Origin of the sequence: Streptomyces sp. NPDC024017, assembly GCF_040638895.1 — a bacterium.
Classification (GTDB): domain Bacteria; phylum Actinomycetota; class Actinomycetes; order Streptomycetales; family Streptomycetaceae; genus Streptomyces.
Genome location: NZ_JBEZYZ010000007.1, coordinates 342,036 through 359,963, shown reverse-complemented (window position 1 = coordinate 359,963; position 17,928 = coordinate 342,036). Strand labels below are relative to the sequence as shown.

General features: G+C 68.5%; 18 protein-coding genes and 2 pseudogenes. 3 read left to right on the top strand and 17 right to left on the bottom strand.

The annotated features are described in order from the left end of the window. Window positions 1-20: 20 nt before the first annotated feature. Window positions 21-494, top strand: coding sequence for a hypothetical protein (locus AB0G20_RS21220; protein WP_361304733.1), 474 nt, complete (start codon window positions 21-23; stop codon window positions 492-494). A 122-nt stretch (window positions 495-616) separates the two neighbouring features. On the opposite strand, the pseudogene AB0G20_RS21215 reads toward AB0G20_RS21220, so the two are convergent. Continuing rightward, window positions 617-1,006: pseudogene (locus AB0G20_RS21215) on the bottom strand (alpha/beta hydrolase); the annotation flags it as partial. On the opposite strand from AB0G20_RS21215, the pseudogene AB0G20_RS21210 reads away from it, so the two are divergent. Further along, window positions 1,001-1,432: pseudogene (locus AB0G20_RS21210) on the top strand (transposase); the annotation flags it as partial. The pseudogenes AB0G20_RS21215 and AB0G20_RS21210 overlap by 6 nt on opposite strands. Before the next feature lie 63 nt (window positions 1,433-1,495). Next, window positions 1,496-1,795 carry a hypothetical protein gene (locus tag AB0G20_RS21205; protein ID WP_361304730.1) on the top strand — a complete coding sequence of 100 codons (300 nt, stop codon included), beginning with the start codon at window positions 1,496-1,498 and terminating at the stop codon, window positions 1,793-1,795. 33 nt (window positions 1,796-1,828) lie between these two features. Here AB0G20_RS21205 and AB0G20_RS21200 read toward each other — a convergent pair whose 3' ends face one another. The 16 genes from AB0G20_RS21200 to AB0G20_RS21125 form a co-directional block, all read right to left on the bottom strand. Next, a complete protein-coding gene (locus AB0G20_RS21200) occupies window positions 1,829-2,725 on the bottom strand; it encodes a squalene/phytoene synthase family protein (RefSeq protein WP_361304727.1) in 897 nt (298 codons plus the stop codon). 148 nt (window positions 2,726-2,873) lie between these two features. After that, window positions 2,874-3,881: a BtrH N-terminal domain-containing protein gene (locus tag AB0G20_RS21195; RefSeq protein ID WP_361304724.1), complete on the bottom strand. Its 1,008-nt coding sequence runs from the start codon at window positions 3,879-3,881 to the stop codon at window positions 2,874-2,876. Window positions 3,882-3,950: 69 nt separating this feature from the next. After that, entirely contained in the window at window positions 3,951-5,729 is a 1,779-nt protein-coding gene (locus tag AB0G20_RS21190) for a carbamoyltransferase C-terminal domain-containing protein (RefSeq protein ID WP_361304721.1), read from the bottom strand. A gap of 15 nt (window positions 5,730-5,744) precedes the next feature. Beyond that, a complete protein-coding gene (locus AB0G20_RS21185) occupies window positions 5,745-6,140 on the bottom strand; it encodes a pentapeptide repeat-containing protein (protein ID WP_361304718.1) in 396 nt (131 codons plus the stop codon). Between the two features lie 15 nt (window positions 6,141-6,155). Further along, window positions 6,156-7,193: a DUF4872 domain-containing protein gene (locus AB0G20_RS21180; protein ID WP_361304715.1), complete on the bottom strand. Its 1,038-nt coding sequence runs from the start codon at window positions 7,191-7,193 to the stop codon at window positions 6,156-6,158. 4 nt (window positions 7,194-7,197) lie between these two features. Beyond that, window positions 7,198-7,950 carry a DNA alkylation repair protein gene (locus tag AB0G20_RS21175; RefSeq protein ID WP_361304712.1) on the bottom strand — a complete coding sequence of 251 codons (753 nt, stop codon included), beginning with the start codon at window positions 7,948-7,950 and terminating at the stop codon, window positions 7,198-7,200. Next, the gene (locus AB0G20_RS21170; RefSeq protein ID WP_361304709.1) at window positions 7,947-9,446 is read right to left on the bottom strand and encodes a radical SAM protein; all 1,500 of its coding nucleotides are present in this window, start codon (window positions 9,444-9,446) and stop codon (window positions 7,947-7,949) included. Before AB0G20_RS21170 ends, AB0G20_RS21175 begins: the two co-directional genes overlap by 4 nt. Window positions 9,447-9,461: 15 nt before the next feature. Next, on the bottom strand, window positions 9,462-10,295 hold the full coding sequence (locus AB0G20_RS21165) for a carbon-nitrogen hydrolase family protein (RefSeq protein WP_361304706.1): 834 nt from the start codon (window positions 10,293-10,295) through the stop codon (window positions 9,462-9,464). Continuing rightward, window positions 10,295-11,002 carry a class I SAM-dependent methyltransferase gene (locus AB0G20_RS21160; protein WP_361304703.1) on the bottom strand — a complete coding sequence of 236 codons (708 nt, stop codon included), beginning with the start codon at window positions 11,000-11,002 and terminating at the stop codon, window positions 10,295-10,297. Before AB0G20_RS21160 ends, AB0G20_RS21165 begins: the two co-directional genes overlap by 1 nt. Then, entirely contained in the window at window positions 10,989-12,371 is a 1,383-nt protein-coding gene (locus AB0G20_RS21155) for a coproporphyrinogen-III oxidase family protein (RefSeq protein WP_361304700.1), read from the bottom strand. Before AB0G20_RS21155 ends, AB0G20_RS21160 begins: the two co-directional genes overlap by 14 nt. After that, window positions 12,368-13,342 carry an ABC transporter ATP-binding protein gene (locus AB0G20_RS21150; RefSeq protein ID WP_361304697.1) on the bottom strand — a complete coding sequence of 325 codons (975 nt, stop codon included), beginning with the start codon at window positions 13,340-13,342 and terminating at the stop codon, window positions 12,368-12,370. Before AB0G20_RS21150 ends, AB0G20_RS21155 begins: the two co-directional genes overlap by 4 nt. Continuing rightward, on the bottom strand, window positions 13,335-14,111 hold the full coding sequence (locus AB0G20_RS21145; protein WP_361304694.1) for an ABC transporter permease: 777 nt from the start codon (window positions 14,109-14,111) through the stop codon (window positions 13,335-13,337). The genes AB0G20_RS21150 and AB0G20_RS21145 overlap by 8 nt, the downstream gene beginning before the upstream one ends. Next, the gene (locus AB0G20_RS21140; protein WP_361304691.1) at window positions 14,111-14,962 is read right to left on the bottom strand and encodes a carbon-nitrogen hydrolase family protein; all 852 of its coding nucleotides are present in this window, start codon (window positions 14,960-14,962) and stop codon (window positions 14,111-14,113) included. The genes AB0G20_RS21145 and AB0G20_RS21140 overlap by 1 nt, the downstream gene beginning before the upstream one ends. Then, complete coding sequence (gene mfnA / locus AB0G20_RS21135) at window positions 14,959-16,140, bottom strand: tyrosine decarboxylase MfnA (protein ID WP_361304688.1); 1,182 nt, start codon at window positions 16,138-16,140, stop codon at window positions 14,959-14,961. The genes AB0G20_RS21140 and mfnA overlap by 4 nt, the downstream gene beginning before the upstream one ends. Window position 16,141: 1 nt before the next feature. Then, the gene (locus AB0G20_RS21130; protein ID WP_361304685.1) at window positions 16,142-16,930 is read right to left on the bottom strand and encodes a carbon-nitrogen hydrolase family protein; all 789 of its coding nucleotides are present in this window, start codon (window positions 16,928-16,930) and stop codon (window positions 16,142-16,144) included. Then, a complete protein-coding gene (locus AB0G20_RS21125) occupies window positions 16,927-17,865 on the bottom strand; it encodes a carbon-nitrogen hydrolase family protein (protein ID WP_361304682.1) in 939 nt (312 codons plus the stop codon). The genes AB0G20_RS21130 and AB0G20_RS21125 overlap by 4 nt, the downstream gene beginning before the upstream one ends. Window positions 17,866-17,928 lie beyond the last annotated feature (63 nt).

Here is a 17,928-nt window from a genome sequence, read left to right as displayed (position 1 = left end):
TCCACTCAGGGCATCATGCCGTGAGTGCTTCAACTTGCAGCCATCAACAGGAACTGCCGCAGGACGACGAACTGCTGCTGCAGGACGACGAGCTGCCGCAGGACGACGAACTGCTGCCGGAGCAGGAAGAAGAACTGCCACAGGAAGAACCGGACGACGAGCTGTCGCAGGCGTCACCCGCGGCGTACCAGGACGAGCCGCTGGACGCGGTGCCGGCGTCTCCCGTCGCCGATGCCGCACCCGTAGCGCTGCTCGCCGGCCACGCCCCGTACACCTGCCCACTCCCCCGGCCGTACCCGGACGCCTGCCGGCCCAGATCGTCCCAGGCACGCCGCCAAGCCCGACGCACGAGCCAGCTACACAGCACCGCCATCGCCAGCACGGCGACGGCCACCACGACCAAAGCAGTCACGATCGCTTCCCCCTCCGCCGGGCCAGGCGCACCGGTTGTCCGGACCATGCCCTGCGCCCTGGCGACTTCAATCTCTCCTTGAGCAAGCCCAGAGGTTCTCTCACCAGAGCCAGGCGCACGCGGCTCGCACCCCATACCCCACGCAGCCGAATGTGGGTGATCACCCCACCGCCCACCGCCTGCTGCCCGCCGGACGGCCCGGTCTCACTTCAGGTGTCGGTCCAAGAACCGGCACCCGTCCTCCAGCTCGAACCACGGGGTGCCGGTGTGCCCTCCCAGATTGGCGTGCAGCGTCTTCTCCTCGCTGCCGAAAGCGTCGAACAGGTCCAGGGCCCGTTGCCGGGGGTTCCCTTCGTCGTCCCACTGCAGCAGGAACAGCAGCGGAATGGTGACCTGCCGGGCCTCCTCACGCTGGGCGCGGGGCACGTATCCCCCGGCGAAGAAGCCTGCGGCCGCGATGCGCGGCTCGACCACCGCGAGCCGAATCCCGAGCGCGGTCCACCCTCCGGAGTACCCGACCGGGCCGCCGATCTCGGGCAGCTCAAGGAGGGCGTCCAGAGTGGTCCGCCATTCCGGGACAGCGTTTTCGACCAGCAGATCCGGCAGACCTTCCGCACCCATCCCCAGGCCCACATCATCGAGTCCCTGCCGGGCATGGGCCCCATCCTGGGAGCCGAGTTCCTCGTCGCAGCCGGAAACCTGAGCACCTACGCCGGTGGCAGGCCACCTCGCCTCAGCCGCCAGCCTCGTGCCCGTTCCACGCGACTCCGGACGCCGCACCGGCAACCTCCACCGCCCCAAGCGCTACCCGACGCCTCCGCCGCGTCTTCTACCTCTCCGCCCAGCAGCATCATCCGCGAAGGCCCCAACCGCGACTACTACATGAAGAAGCGAGCCGAGGGCTGCAAGCACGTCCAGGCCGTCATCGCCCTCGCCCGCCGACATGTCGATGTCCTGTGGGCGCTCTTGCGTGACGACAGACTCTTCACCCTCCACCCACCCATCGCTCAACCCGCTTGAACAGGCCGCGCACCCCGCCTACCCGGCGATAGCCTGCGGGCCAAACCAGAAAGGCGGACCCCCGTGGGCTTCGACGCAGAACGAACAGCACGCATCGCTGCCATGCAGGAAACCGCCCGGCCCGTCTGGGAGGCCACCGGCGACACGGACGCACTCCAACAGTTCCTCAAGGACAACGGATGTCACGGAGTGGAAGCCGTATTCGTGACCATGGGCCTGCTGAACTGCGATCTTGCCGAAGCCCAACGAGCCTTCTTCAACGCCCCATGCCGCGACGCCGAGCGCCGCTTCCACAACCGCGCCATGGACCTGCTCGAAGAGGCCGCCGATCAGGACGCCGACAGCGCCAGCGGCCCCGCATAGGCCCTTGACTCGGCCATTAAGCCTCCACCGCTCTCACGCCGCGCGGCGGGCGCTCAGCAGTGTTCGTACGGTGGCCGCGAGGGGCGGTGACGCCGGGCCGTCCAGCAGTCGGGGGCCGCGTGCGAGGACCGCATCCGCGGTGAGCAGCTCGATGTCGACGATGGCCCCCAGCAGCGCGCGGCCAGGGGCCGTCGCCAGGGCCGCCACCTCTCTCGCCGAGTGCAGTGCCGTGCGCGCCGTCCGCACTTCCCGGCTCACCAGGTCCGCCAGGCCCGGCGGTTCGTGACCGGCCCGGAGGTCCTCCACGGTTACCGAGAAGCGTTCCATGCTCTCGGTGCGGATGCCCAGCCGTCCTTCCCGCAGGTCCTCGGCGAGATCGTTGACGAAGTCGAGCCGCTGGCTGCCCTCGATGAGGGTCCGGCACGCCGAGCGGTACCGGTCGTGGCCGGTCTCCGGCGCGAACAGGGTGCCGACCAGCATGAAGGCGGGTACCGAGTAGGCATCCAGATAGGCCTGATAATCGGCTTCGGTGGTGAATCCGGCGAACTCGAGCTCGGCCTCGGCCGTGACCAGATACTCCTCCACCGCCTCGCGGAGCCGCGGACACCGCTGCGTCGTGGCCAGCAGCGCGAGAATCAGCGGGTCGTCGCCGCGCCCGGTCTCCAGTGCCTTGCGCACCCGCTGTTCCCAATCCCCCCACGCCGTGGCCCGCTGCGCCTTCGGGCCGGTGTCGAGGACGTTGTCCCCGTGGTCCATGAACGCGGTGGCGGCCAGCGCGTGAGGCTGCAGCGCGGCCGGCAGCAGGACGCGAGCCGCGATGTAGGAAGAGCGGCGGTGCCGCCGTACCGCTTTCCTCTGGGCGCCGTACGCGCTGCGCAGCTCAGACTCACCGATCCCGGCGGCGTCCAGACACCGACTCCATGCCGTCATGGGCCGATCATAGGCAGCGCGACGGTCCGGGCGTCGAAGTCCGGCCGCCGCCGCGAAGGCCTCCACGAGGCGAGGAGCTCTCGGGGGCGGGGGGGGGACACCCCGCGCGAGTCCCCGCTCCCGTCAGGCGAGCTAACTGCCGAACTCGTCAGCTCGACAGTTCCATGAGGCGTTGCATCAGGCGCTGCTCCTTCTCGGCGGCCTCATGAACGATCTTTGACGCGCTGTGGAGGGATTCCCGGGACGACGAGGCTCCCGCCTCTTTCAGAAGTCCGGCCACCTCGGTCCACTTCTGCGACAACTCGCGGTACGCGTCCGAGGCCTTTTGGAATTCGCCGATACCGGTGATTTCGGCGGTCTCCGCCAGGAACTCCGCCCACATCTTGCGGAACAGGCCCCCGCCGGTTCCCGCATCCTCCATGATCGTGCAGATCTCGGGCAGGCTGTCGGCGGGCGACTCCAGGTCGTCGAGCCACTGCGGCATCAGGTCGGCGACTTTGTGCATGCCCTTGTACCCGAAGTTGGAAATCGGCGGATTCAGAAAGTTCTCCGCCGCCGTTTTGATGCCTTTGCGGGCTGCTTTCCCCAGATCGGGGAGGCCGCCCTTCGGGAGGTCGATGGTGAAGGCGCGGTTACGCGAACTCATCGGTCCCCGGGCGTTTCGGGCGGTTGCGAGGGATTCACCGGAGGCCCACTGCAGGCCCAGCGGCTGCGTCTCGACCAGAGCGAAACGGTCGTCGTCGTACCCGACACAGGCGACGTAGTGGGCGGCGAACCGGAAGTCGTCGGTGGAGTAGTCGAGGAAGTAGCGGTCGAGCTTGAGTCCGACAACGGTTCCGGAATCAAGCTCGGCCAGCAGATGATCCCTCGCCCGCTTCGCCGATGACGTCTCGTGAACGGACAGCCGCAAGTTCAGCGCATTCGCAAGATTGTCCGACAGCGTGTCGGGCTTGATACGGCCACCGACGAACGGCGTCGGCATCTGCTTCGTCCGCCAGTAGATGAACGACAGGCCACCGGCGAGCCCGAAGATGAGCGGCTCCGACAAGTCGACCTCTCGCTGCCGCAACAGATTCACGAGTGTGGTCGACTCGCAATGTTTACCGACGTACGGTTCTGCTTCTAAAAGCGACACCTGTTCACGTCTCCCTTCCATCGCGTAGAGCGTAGCGCAACCTTCTGAAGTTCGATTGCGGACGCCAAGATCAGGAAGGCGTTCCCCCACTCACATTCGGGACACCAGGAAGTTGCCGAGGAACAGATGATCCATCTCCGTTTTGAGGAAGCAGGACAGAGCATCCGCGGGCGAGCAGACGATGGGTTCTCCGGCGACGTTGAACGAAGTGTTGATCAGGCAGGGAATGCCCGTCAGCCCGGTGAACTCACGCAGCAGCTGGGCGAGCAGCGGATTGCTCTGCTCGGTGACCGTCTGGATCCGTGAGGTGGCGTCGACGTGGCAGGCGCCCTGGATCTTGTCCTGGTACTCGGGCCGCACCGGAACCACAAAGGTCATGTAGGGCGAGGACGTCTTCTTGCCGAGTTCGAAGACCTCGGGTGCGAGGTGCTCCAGGACCACGGGGGCGAAGGGCCGGAACTGCTCGCGGTGCTTGATGCGTTCGTTGATGATGTCCTTGATGTCGGGGAACCTCGGGTTGGCCAGGATGCTGCGGTTGCCCAAGGCGCGCGGCCCGTACTCCATACGCCCCTGGAACCACCCGATGACGCATCGCTCCCGCATCAGGGTCGCGGCCTCCCGCGCCACGTCCGCGGGGTCCAGTTCCCGCCAGACGACCCGGTCGGCGTACTGCTGGAGGGCCGCCTGGATCTCGTGCCCGTCGTAGCTCGGCCCCAGGTACGGTGACGTGCTGATCCGGGGCGGGGTGCCGGCCTGCCCGGCGGCGAACAGAGCCGCCCCGATGGCCACCCCGACATCGCTGGCGCCGAAGCTGACATCCATCTCGGTGAAGCGCGAACGCTCCAGCAGCTTGCTGTTGTTGACGCAGTTCAGGGCGAGCCCGCCCTCGAAGATCACGCGTGGGAGGTCGCTCCGGGCCTCCAGCGTGCGGATCTGGCCGGCGGTCACCGTCTCGAGCATGTGCTGTGCGGCACTGGCCACGCGTACCCGGTAGTCGAACTCCTCGCGGCATTGCTCGTCTCCGCCGAAGATGCGATCGAAGAGTTCGTAGTAGGCGGGTACGGCGTTCGCCGGATAGGGAATCCTGTAGGTGCCGTCGGGGCACACCTCGACCACGTGCTCCAGGAACGGGTTCGGCTCGGGCGGGGCGCCATACCCGGCCAACCCCATCACCTTGTACTCGTCGTTGTTCGGGACGAATCCGAGGTAGCGCGTCACCACGGAGAAGAGCATCGCCAGTGAGTGCCGCGAGTCGATGGTCATGTCGTCGAAGATCTTCACCTCGCCGTCGCGCACCTCACCCATGATCGACGACAGCCATTCGGCGCGACCGTCGCTGACCAGGAATGCCGCGTCCCCGCCGCCCGACAGGTGGTATCCCGTCATCAGATGCGCGATGTGGTGCGGGACCCGGACCAGCTTCTCCGGGTTCAGCCGGTGGCCGGTGTGTTCGAGGAAGTCGGCTTGGGTCGCGGCCTCGCTGAACATCGCCGCATGGGTCTCCGCCAGACGCTGCAAGCGCGCGAACTTCTGCTCGACGGACGCCGCCGGGTCTTCGGTGATCTCGGCGATCATCTTGTTCAGCACGTCCTGGGAGAACTGCCAGGAGAAGGCGAAGGTGTCGACGTCGTCGAAGGATATCCCGGCCGAATCCAGGCACCAGCGCATGGCGTTGACCGGGAAGCTCGATGTCTTCTTCTCCCGGTTGAGCCGTTCCTCCTCGACGGCGGCGACCAGTTTCCCGTCGATGACGAGGGCGGCGGAGGAGTCATGGCCGTACAGCAGGTGACGGTCGATGCCGGTGGCGCGAAAGAGGCGTCCGAAGATTTCCGCAGACTTGCCGAACCCGTTGTAGCCCAGAACGATCATGAGGAGCTCCTTTCGCTATGGCCAGATCGTGAGGTAGTCCGAGATCACGGCAGTCCGCCGGAAGCCCGGGTCGAGGACCGCGCCGGTCAGATCGGCACCGCTGAGGTCCGCGCCGTCGAGGTTCGCGCCCACGAGACGGCAGCCGTTCAGCTCGGCGAGGATGAGGTACGCCTCGCACAGGTCGGCGCCTTCCAGGTTCGCGCCCCTCAGGTCCGCGGAGATCAGGTACGACTCGGTCAGCACCGCGTCGGTGAAGTCCGCGTCGGCGAGTTCGGCGCCCTGCAGGTCGGCGCCGTGCAGCACCGCCTTGCGCAGGTCCGGCCGGAAGGGGCCCTGCTCCCGGCGCCGGCGGGCGTGCTCGTTCCAGTGCCGGGGCCCCTGGAGCAGTACGGTCTCGTCCTCGGTGGGCATCTCTCGACCTCGCGTCTACAGAGGGGTGAGCGCGGTCAGCGCCCGCTTCTCGACGTCCATCGCGGACCGTGCGGTGTCCGCCACGGCGTCCACGAGCGCTTTGAGATCGCCCCGCGCGGTGACGGCCCCCGCTGTCAGCAGTGCGGATCCCAGGTTCGACCACAGCCGGCCGCTGTCGAGGAACCGCCCGGCCGCCTCGGCGTAGCGTGCCTCGCCGGTGCTGTCGGCGACCCTGTTCAGGTAGCGGCCGATCATCGGGCGGAACAGCCCTCCGCCGGTGCCGAAGGACTCGATCTGCCGTCCCAGATGCAGCAGTTGACGCGCCAGGGCGTCGGTGCGTATCACGCGGCCGGTCAGGTCGACGTCCTCGACCTCGCCGTGCTTGGACTGCGGCCAGGACGGCGCCGTCGTGGCCAGCAGCTTCAGGCCGGGGACGCCGAGATTGCGGCTGCCCGGCTTGAGGACCTCGCGGCACAGGGTGCGCACGGCCACCGGACCGACGCGGTCCAGCTGCGGAGTGCGCCGCGGCGCGCCGAAGACGTACACCTTCCAGTCCGGGTTGAGCGGCGGCGAGTTGCGGCTGGACCGGGCCGCCTGCAGCTCGGCCGCAGTCACGGAGACGGGTTCGTCGAACGCCGGATCCGACACCTCGAACGTGTCGGCCCCCAGAGGGCGGACCACGTTGACGAAGTACCCGCCGAAGGAGGAGCGCCCTTCCAGACCCCAGTACGGAAGCAGGCCGAGGTCCACCCGGGTCATGACGGCCGGCGCCGACTCCAGCAGCTTGGCCAGGCCCGCCCCGGACTTCGGCGTGTGCGTTTCGACCTCGACGCCCATCAGCCGCGACGCCCTGAGCGGCATGATCGCCTGCTTGCCGACGACGATGTCCGGCGCATTGCCGTTCGCCGGGAAGAACGAGAATCCGAAACCCCCGTCCAGCCCGAACACGATCTCCTCGTCCGCCTCGTATCCACCGGCCGCGAGGACAGCGCATTGGCAGGCCGACTCGCAGTGGATGCCGCGCCGGTGGACGTAGCGGCCGGTCGCGTTCATGACGTCACCCCTGTCCCAGTTCCATCAAGGACCGCCGCAGCCGCGGGTCCATCTTCTCCACCGCGTACCGGAACGTGTCGCGGGGCATCTCGGTGTGCCAGGTGCGCAGGAACTCCGCCACCTCGTCGGGATGGGCCTCGGCGGTGACCTTGAGCAGCCAGCCCGAGCCCTTCTGCACGTAGACGTCCTCGTCGTGCATCAGGCGGACGCAGTTGTCGAAGACGTGCGCCGTCGGCAGTTCGAAGACCGTGCGCCCCACCTTGCGCCGCACGAACTTCACGACGGCCACGTTCGCGGCGCGCCTGGCCCACGGGGAGGCCGATCCGACCCACCGCCGGGTCCGCGGGATCAGTTCCAGGTGCCCGAGGAAGAACGGGTACAGCAGCTTCAGGCACATGTCGTCGCACTGCGCCCAGTTGGACACGTACGTCTCCAGCCAGTGCTCGCAGCGGTCCAGCAGCTCGCCGCCGAGCCCGGTCCTGGCGACCTTGTGCAGGACCGCGAAGCCCAGCAGCACTTCCTCGTGGTACGCGGCGCGCGTCAGCACCTCCTCCGCCAGGAGCAGCCGCGCCGCCGCGGGAGTGTCCCGCCGCTCACGGAAGTAGTCGGTGGCGATCTCCACGACCGCGGCGTTGCCGACCCCGAGGGCCCGGATCTCGTGCGGGAAGTACCGCTGCATGCGCACCGCGAAGTCCGGGTCGGCCCTGGCCGCAAGCGTCTTCGCCAGTTCGTCGGCGGCGGCTGGAACATTGATCACGGGGTACCGATCGTGAGTTTGAGCGGCTGGGTCGTCACCGGCTTCGGTGCCCGTTCCAGCCGGGGCTTGCCTTGCATGACGTACTCGTACTCCTGGTGCATGTCGGCCACGGCCTGGATGGTGTCCCTCGAACGGTCCGTCAGGTTCTGCCCGCCCAGGCCCCACCACAGGTACCAGTTCTTGTGGCTCAGGTAGGCGTCGCGGACGAAGTCGAGCGTGTCCCGGTCGGCGAGGATCGCCGGCTCCACGTAGAAGGCGGGGACGAACGTGCCCTGGCCCTCCCGCAGGATCCCGGCCTTGACGGCCTGGCGCTGCAGTTTGGTGCCGCTGAGGATCCGGATGCCGAGGTTGGCGTAGATCTGCGCCGGATTCAGGAACCGCTCGGTGAAGCGGATCGACTCCCTCAGTGCCTGCGGGGTCTCCCCCGGCCCGCCGAGGAAGATGCAGTGGGTGTGCTCGATCGGGCTGGCCGTGAACAGGCGGTCGATCTCCAGGACCCGCGCCATGTCGAAGCCCTTCATCAGGTCCGCCAGGGCCTCGTCGGTGAGCGCGTCGGTACCGAGGTCCACCCGGATGCAGCCGGCCGCGTGCAGCAGCTTGACGAACTCCGGCGTGACCGCGTTCGGCGTCAACTGGCAGTACCAGGGCACGTCGAGCTTGGCGCGGATCATCTCCTCGCACACCTCGGCCGCGTACTCCATCGGGTAGTTGAAGGTCGCGTCGACGATCTCGAACTCCCGAACGGCCGGGTTCTCCGCCATCGCCCGCTGGATCTCGCCGACGACCTCCGCCGGTTCCTTGAACCGGTCGCCCTTGCCCTCGGTCTTGCGGATGATGCAGTAGGAGCAGAACAGCTTGCAGCCCCGCTTGGTCTGCAGGGTCTCGATGGCCGGCTGGTGATCGCGGGTGAGGTCGGAGGCCGCCGAGACGCCCTCCTCGAAGTACCGGGGGTCGTACACGGACCGGTCGGGTTCCAGCGCGCCCAGGTCGAACGCCTGGCTCGACTGGTTGTGGCAGAACTTGCCGTTCTCGTCGAGGTAGCAGAGTCCCGAGATCGACTGCAGCCGCCCCCCGGACTCGAGGTAGTCCAGCAGCTGGACGATGCCGGCCTCGCCCTCACCCGCGATGCCGTAGTCCGGCTGGGCGTACTCGAAGAACGACAGCGGCTCGACGGAGAAGCCGGAGCCGCCGAGGACGACCGTGGCGCTGGTGTACTTGCGGACGCACTGGACGATCTTCTCGGTCATCGGGCCGAAGAAGACCGGGTCGATGAACGTCAGGTTGTCCAGGTTGCGCACGGCGATGCCGACCACGTCGTACGTCTCGGTGGTCAGCTTCTCCCGGACCGCCTTGAGCTCCCGGGACTCCCAGAGCAGGTCCAGGACGTCGACCTGGTGTCCGGCGTGCTTGAGCGCGGCGCTGATGTAGGCCATGCCGATGGGCAGCGCCGGCCGCGGCACCCGGATCTTGTTGGTGGAGATGAGCAGTACGCGCATGGGCCTTCACTCTCGTCAGGACTGCCAGTACGTCGCCGGCTTCAGGTCGCCGCTCAGGGTGGCCTTGGTGCGGTAGCGGCGCATACGGTCCAGGTCGACCTCGACGACGCCGACTCCGGGCTCTTTGCCGAGGTCCACCATCCGTTCGTCGCCGTCGACGAAGTCGAAGCGTTCGGCTTCCAGGAACAGCGGATCCGCCAGGATCTGGCTGCGTCCCATGTAGCCGAATCCGGCGTACAGGTTGGTGCCGATGCCGGACGCGAAGGCGACGATGCACTCGGCGTCCACCGCCCTGACCGGCAGGCGCATGTTCGCCACGTAGGCGAACATCTCCGGCACCAGCGCGGAGCACACGATGATGTCGACTCCGCGGCGGCAGTACTCCCGTGCGACCTCCGGGAAGTTGATGTCGTAGCCCTGCATCAGGCCGATGCGCCCGAACTCGACGTCGAAGACCGGGTACTCCGATCCGCCGGAGAGGTAGCGGGCCTCCAGTTCGTGGCAGTGCACCCGCCGGTAGCGGCCGAGCATCGTTCCCTCGGGGCCGCACAGGACCGAGGTGCTGTAGTACTTGCCGTCGTCGCCGCGCTCCAGCAGGCCGGCCACGATGTGCACCCCGGCCTGCTTCGCCTGCTCGCACAGGAATTCGGTCTCCGGCCCCGGGATGGGCACCGACACGTCCGCGGCCTCGAGGATGTTGCCGGACGTGGAGAACGCCTCGGGCAGGCAGATCAGGTCCGCCCCCTGCGCCACGGCCTCACCGATGTAGTGCTCGGCGCGGCGCAGGTTCTGGGCCGGTTTGCCGAGCTTCGACTCCATCTGGACGACGGCGATCTTCGTCCCGGGCATCACGTGCTCACCGGTTCGAGGGGACGCGAGGAGATCACCAGGCCGAGGTCCTCCTCGACCACCTGCCAGTCCGCCAGGCCCGCTTCCCGGAGCAGTTCGGCGGCCTCGTCCCTGGTGTAGGCGGCCTGCAACGAGCGCATGAACTCGTCGCCGCCCTCCTTCACGAACTGCAGGATGAAGGTGATGTGCCCCTCCTCGGCGTGCCGGTTCATGTCCTCGATGATCACGACGCCGTCGGGCTTGCAGATGCGGGCGCACTCCTTCAGCGTCTCGACCGGCCGGCGCCAGCGGTGCAGCGAGGAGAACGAGAAGACGATGTCCGCGGAGTCGTCCGGGAAGGGCAGCCGGTTCAGCTTGGCCATCTCGAACTCCACGTCGCCGGCGCTGTTCGCCCACACGGCCAGCGTCAGGTTGTCCTCGGCGACGTCCACCAGGTTCTGGTTCTCCTCCACCCCGGACACGGCCAGGTCCGGCAGCTTGCCGGCCACGTGCAGGGAGAGCAGGCCGGTGTTGAAGCCGACCTCGACGAGGTCGGTCATCCCCTCGCGGACGTGTGCCAGGATGCGGTCGCTGGGCCGCTTGTACGCCATCAGCGCGGAGCGGCGCATCCCGAGGTCGTAGAAGCGCACCTTGTCGATGTCGTCGTGCGGTGAGGCTTGCGGCACTCGGTCGGTCAGGTTCAGCAGTCGGGCTTCAGTGGTGGTCACAGCCGGCCTCCTCGTCCTTGGGCCGCGTGGTGAGCTGCAGGGGAATCGGCTGGCTGGAGATGAAGTTGGAGATGTCCGCTCCCAGGTGCTGCGGGTAGCGCCGGAACTCCGGCGAGTAGAACGCCTTGGAGATGTTGTCCAGGTAGTACCAGCCCTTCGGGCCGGTCACCTCGATGCCGTTCTCGTCGGCGGTGATCAGTTCCTTCTCGATCAGGTCGTCGATCTCGGCGCGGAACATCTCCATGAAGTCGACGCCGTGGATCCTGCGGAACCGCTCCCGGTTGACCCGGCCGGCCTTGACGCCCAGGACCATCGAGCGGCGGATCGCCTCCGACTTGGTGATGTGCTTGCCCATGGAGATCGGCAGCCGGCCCTCCATCACCGTCTGGATGTAGCGGCCGATGTCGGGCTCGTTGAAGTACCAGTGGTCGCGCAGGTGCCCGGTGGCGGTGGGGCCGAGCGGGATGATGGGGATGTCCTCGCTCCACGACGTCTCGCCGTACTTCGGCTGGTAGCCGGGCTTGGCGAAGCAGTCGCCGTAGTAGCCCAGGAAGCCGTTCTTGGACAGCTTCTCCGCGGCGAACAGGAACATGTCGTCGACCACGGCCTTCTCCGGGACCGGCGGCAGTTTCCTGCGCTTGGTGGAGATCTGCGCGAACTCCATGTACGTGTAGAACGAGATGCAGGTGACGCCGAGTTCGATGGCGACGTCGAGGCTGTGCTCCCAGCTCTCCATCGTCTGCCCGTTGATGCCGTGCATCAGGTCGATGTTGATGTTCTCGAACCCGCACCGGCGCAGCAGCCGGATGCTCTCCTTGAGCATCTCCGGGTCGTTCGGGCGGCCGATGTTCTTCAGTTCCTCCGGCACGAAGGTCTGCACCCCGAGGCTGATGCGCCGTATGCCGCGTTCCAGCAGGACGGTGGCCTTGCGCTCGGTGATGTCGACCGGGGTGGTCTCGATGGAGAAGTCCGCGCCCTCCTCGACGTTGAGGCTGCTGAACATGTGGCCCAGCAGATCGTCGAGTTGGGGGGCGGTGAGTGCGGTCGGGGTGCCGCCGCCGATGTAGCCGAGGGTGATGACGTGGTCCTGGATGTACGGCCGCTCGGCGTAGTTGGTGATCTCCGTCTTCAGCGCTTCCAGGTAGGTGCGGGTCAGGTCCCGGTCGGTCTGGTGCTTGATGTACGGGCAGCTGAAGCAGAGCCGGTTGCAGAACGGGATGTGGACGTACACGCCCATCGGCTTGCGGGTGAACACCTCCTCCTCGTTCACCGGCACGTGCTTCGTCGGGTACTGCCGCACCCACTCGCTGTCGCGCTCCGGGTACTCCTTCCAGAACGGCATGCTCGTGGTCGTGGTGGTGATGCTCATGCGATGTCCTCCGGTTCGACTTGGTCGACGATGGAACGGACGACGTCCGCCAGAGTGGGCTGGAAGTAGGACGCGGAGCGCAGTGCGAGGCCGGCGGCGTGGGCCCGGGCGACGACCTCGGCCAGCGTGCCCTGGTGGTCGCCGTCGGACAGGTCGAGCCGCACGCCCTGGTCGACGGCGCGGACGGACCGGACCAGGCTGCCGGCCTGCACCTCCTGTCCGGCCCAGTCGTGCAGCCGCGCGAGGTGCGCGTCGGTGAAGGCCTCCAGGATCAGGCTGGAGCGCTCGCCCCACCGGGTGACGGCGTCGAGCGAGGCGTCCTGGATCTGCCGTCCCTGGTGGAGCACCACGACCGAGTCGGCCAGCGCGACCAGTTCGTCGCGGTGATGGCTGGCGAACAGCACGCCGACGCCGTCCTTCTTCAAGCTCCCCAGCAGCTCAAGCAGCGTCTCGCGCGCCGTGGGGTCGAGGCCGGTCGTCGGCTCGTCGAGGATCAGCAGGTCGGGCCGGTGCGCGACGGCGCAGATGACGTGCAGCTTGCGCTGGCTGCCGCCGGAGAGACTGCGCACGTACTGGTGGCGGTACTGCTCCAGCTCGGCCAGGGCGATCAGCTCCTCGTACCGGCCCGGGTCGGCCCGTCGGAGCTTGAGCTGGTGCTTGACGTACGTCTCCACGCTGACGCCGTCCGGGAGGTCCTTGGCCTGCTGGACGTACCCGATGTGACGGCCGACCTGCCCCCAGCGGCGGGGCGGGGTGCCGCAGATGCGCACCTCGCCGCCGGACGGGCGCAGCAGCCCGGCGACGAGCCGGATGAGCGTGGTCTTGCCGGCGCCGTTGGTGCCGATGATGGCCACGCCCTCGCCGGCGTCCACCGAGAAGGTGAGGGAGTGCAGGGCGAAGTCGGGGCTCACCCGGTGGTCGAGCCGGGAGACCGACAGGACCGGCGCTGCGGTGCTCGTGGTGTCAGCCATGGCCGATCCTCCTGCGGAAGGCCCATGCGGCGATGGACAGGGCCAGGAACGAGTAGGCCACCGCCAGCACCGACGCCCCGGTGGCCGAGACGTCCGGCGAGGTGGCGGCGCGGAAGATGTCGATGTGCACCGAGAGGGGGAGCCTGGCGAAGACGTCGCCCAGCGTCCCGAGGTTGTCGAGCGGGAAGAAGATCCCGGCGAAGTACATGAGCGGGATGACGATGATGTTCACGACCGCCGGGAAGGAGATCTCGTTGGTGTAGGTCGCGATGAGGATCCCGAGCCCGGCGAAGGCCGTGCACGCGGTGAAGAAGCCCAGCACGAACAGCGGCACCGACTCGATCCGGGCGTCGAAGACCCCGACGCCGAGCAGGAGCACCAGCACGAACTGGAACAGGCACTTGAGCACCACGCCGATGATCCGGGCGAGCAGGAACCCCGAGTAGGACAGGGGCGAGAGGATCAGGTCCTCGATCGTCCGGCGGTTGCGGTCGATGATGACCGTGTAGCCGACGGTGTAGGTGCAGCTGAACATGATGCCGGCGCCGATGATGCCGGGGAAGACGAAGCCGAAGTAGTTGGCGGCCGTCGGCGCCGGGCTCACCATCTGGTCGGTCGCCGCCCCGAAGGCCAGCACCATCGACACCGACGTCAGCAGCGTCGACACCGCGAACAGGCGGTTGTCGAAGAACTGCCGCATGTCCATGGCGACGAGCCCGAGCACGTCGCCGAGCCAGCCGGACTCCGGCTGCATACGCGTTGCCCTCATCAGGCGCGCCCCCCGTGGATCGTGGTCCAGGTCGAGCGCAGGTCGTCGTGGAACGGCAGGCCGGCGCGGACCTTCCGCCGCTGCCGCCAGTGCACGTCCGCGTCGATCACCGCTTCCTGGCTGCCCGGGGCGGCCTCGGCGAGGATGTCCGCCTCCGGGTCCTCCCGGGCGTCCTGCACCAGACCGTCGACGATCATGCTGCGGCCGACGTAGGTCATGTTCGCGAAGCGGTTCTCGCCGACCCCGCTGGCGAACACCAGCGCGCACTCGTTGTCGGCGGCCCGGGCGCGGCACAGGGAGCGCAGCGGGTGCGAGAACGGCCCGAAGAGGTTCGCCACGCAGACGACGAGGTCGGCGTCCTGAGCGAGGTACTGCCGGCTCGCCTCGGGGAACCGCAGGTCGTAGCTCACTTGCAGGCCGATCCGTCCGACGGGCGTGTCGATCACCTCGCCGGGCGAGCCGGTGGAGAGGTACTCGGACTCGCCCGCCCACACGCAGGCGCGGCGGTACCAGCCGAGCGGGTCGCCGCCGGGGCCGACGAGCACGGCGGCGTCGAAGACGTCCCGCCCGGCGGACAGCAGCACACCCGCGGCGATGTGCATGCCGAGGGTGCGGGCCTGCTCGGCGAGGAACTCGACGACCGGCCCGTCCTCGGCGGTCGCGTCGGTGCGCAGCGTGGGGAAGTTCAGGCCGGTGGCGAAGGTCGCCGGAAGGCACGCCAGGTCGGCCTCGCGTTCTCTCGCGGTGGACAGCAGCTTCGCGGCTCGCGCGAGGTTCTCGTCCCGCTGCCCGGGCTCGATCCGCATCTGCAGGGCGGCGAGCCGGGTCCGGGCGCCACGGAAGAGGCTCATCGCAGCGCCGCCTCGGCCTCGACGTCCTGACGGGCCCGTTCCAGCTCCGGAAAGAACTCGTCCAGCATCTTCGGTGTCACATGCCGGGTGACGACCAGCCGCAGGGTTTCGCCGAACCGCTTCGAGGTGGAGACGATCCAGCCCCTCGACTCCAGCAGCTGCGAGATCCGCACCGCGTGCGGCATCTTGACCACCACGATGTTGAGCTGCGGTTCGGCGAACAACTCGTGCCCGGCCGCGCGCAGCCCGTCCACCAGGTACTGCGTCACTTCGTAGTTGGTGCGGGTGAGGTCGCGGAAACCGTCGCGCCCGAGGTGTTCCAGCACCGCGTAGGTCGACACGGCTGCGGCGCCGGGGCGGGTGCCGAGCAGGGTGTTGTGCACCGGCGTGTCGATGAAGAACGAGTCGACCGCGAAGCGCCCGGCGTCCTGTGCTCCCCGGAACAGGATCGCCCCGGCCGGGACGTTGGCCAGTCCGTACTTGTGCGGGTCGATGGTGATCGAGTCGACGCCGTCGACGGTGAAGTCGAACTGCGGGAGGTCGCGGCCGAGTTCACGGGCGAACGGGATGATGAAGCCGCCGGTGGCCGCGTCCACGTGCAGGTGCACGCCCCGTCCCGCCACCACCGGTCCGATCTCGTCGACCGCGTCGACCACACCGAACTCGCTGCTGCCCGCGGTCGCGACGACCGCGACGGTGTGCTCGCCGATGCGCCGGGCCACCTCGCCGGCCGGCAACCGCAAGGTGTCGTCGACCGGCACGACCACCGGGGTCAGCCCCAGCAGCCCGAAGACCTTGGTGAAGGAGAAGTGCACGGTGCTGCTGACGACGACTTCGGGCCGGTCGGTCAGCCGTCCCCGGGCGCGTGCCGACTCACGGGCCACGAGCATCGCGATCAGGTTCGCCTCGGTCCCTCCGGACACCAGACTCCCCGACCCGCCGGGGTTGCCCAGCAGATCGAGCAGCAACTCGACGACCTTGCGCTCGATGCGCTTGGTGCCGCGGAAGATGCGCACGTCACCGAGGTTGGTGTGCGCGGCGGCGGCGGCCGTCTCCACACCCAGCGGATGGGGTTCGGTGCAGATGGAATTGAGCACCCGGTCCCAGGGCACGTCGTCCGCCATCTCTCCCGCGATCCGCCGTCGGACGTCGGCGGCGGAAGCACCGGCTTCGCGCATCTCAACTCACCTGCGCCGTCAGGTCCGTGTACAACTCCGTCCGGCGTGCCCAGAGACCGAACCACAGGGTCTGCTGGAAGCGCAGGTCGGGTTCGCGCAGGTGCCGTATCTTCTCGACGTCCCAGGGCGCCTCGATGACGCCTTCGTCGGTGCCCGCCTCGGCGACGAACCCCTCGGGCACCGCCACGGCGCTGCCCCCGCCGCAGCGTTCGCTCAGCGATCCGGCGAAGGCGACCGCGACGGTGTTGAGGGTCGCGATGCCCCACACCGCGGCCCGCTGCGCGGCCTGCTGCGTGCCGTCGAGGGACCCGGCGACGAGCAGCAGTTCAGCACCGGCCAGGCATTCGATGCGCGGCGGTTCGACCAGCCAGAAGTCGGGGCCGAGGAGCACCCCGACGTGGCCGAACGGCGTCTCGACGACCGGGAAGTCGTCGCCGGTGCCGGTCGTCCCGTCGTCGAGGACGGGCCGCTCCACCCGGGCGCACTCCGATCCGCTCGGGTCCAGCAGCCTGGACACCTGCATCAGGGCGCCGCCCGGCCGTACTTCCGCCCACGAGCCGGTGAGCACGTAGGTGCCGCGGGCCCGTGCCAGTGTGGTCAGGCGGTCCAGGCACTGCTCACGCAGCCGCGGGGGCAGCGCCTGGACGTCGCCGCCGGTGGTGAAGGCGTTCTCGGGGAGGAGGACGAACGACGCCTCGTCGGTCACCCGGTCGTCGAGATCGTCGAGTACGGCGGAGGCCGTCGCCTCGGGGGTCGCCCGGCGGGCGTGCTGCGCTACGAAGATGGTCACGAACGAGTCCCCTCACGTGTACTGGTCGCGGCGACGGGCCGGCCCCGGTCCGGGCCGCCGCCCCCGGTCAGGCTCGCCCGCAGTTCGGCCGCGAGATCCCGGTCCGCTCCCACGTACGGGGTGAGCAGCGTCTGGTAGGCGCCGGGCCTGCGGAGTTCCTGCCAGCGGCGGCCGTCGCCGGCCGCGGGCTCGTCGACGTCGACGACGAGTGTCTCCGGCTCGTCGCTGCCGGCCTGCGCGATCACGCCCTGCGGGCCGGCGACCAGGCTGGTGCCGGCGAAGTGGATCTCCACGAGCCGGTCCCCGCGCTTGCCGCGGACGACGCCGACCGAACTCGCGTAGACGATGTTGACGTCGTTCAGGTACGCCGCCGTGCGCAGGGCGTTCACCATCAGCGGCTGGTTCTGCCCCAGCGTCCCGCCCGGTACGAAGATCGTTCGCGCGCCCGCCAGCGCCAGCATCCGGACGACCTCGGGGATCCAGAAGTCCGAGCACACGGCGATGCCGATCTGCCCGAACTCGGTCGACAGGACGCCGAGCGAGTCCGCCTGGCGGCACACCACCATCTCGTTTCCGAAGGCGTGTGCCTTGACGGCGCGTCCGGTGATGACGCCCTGCCGGCCGATCAGCAGGGACGTGTTCCGGTACATGCCGTCCTGCATGTCCTCGACCAGCGAACCCAGCAGGATGTGTGTGTTGAGCTTGCGGGCCAGGGACTGGAACCCGTCGACGATCGGCCCCGGGATCGGGGTGTCGGTACGCCCCTTCAGACCGTCCTGCCCCGGCATGTACCACGGTGGGCCGAGCAGGAACTCGGGAAAGCACACCAGGTCGATGTCGCCGGCACCGCAGACGTCCTCGATCGCCTGGTAGGCGTTGCGCAGGCCGTCTTCATGATCGTCGACCCACTGGGTCTGTACTACCGCTACCCTCATGCGTCTTGTCTCCTCGAGATGCCACCGGTGGATCGGCCGCGGCGGCTGCGTGCCGCGGCCGGG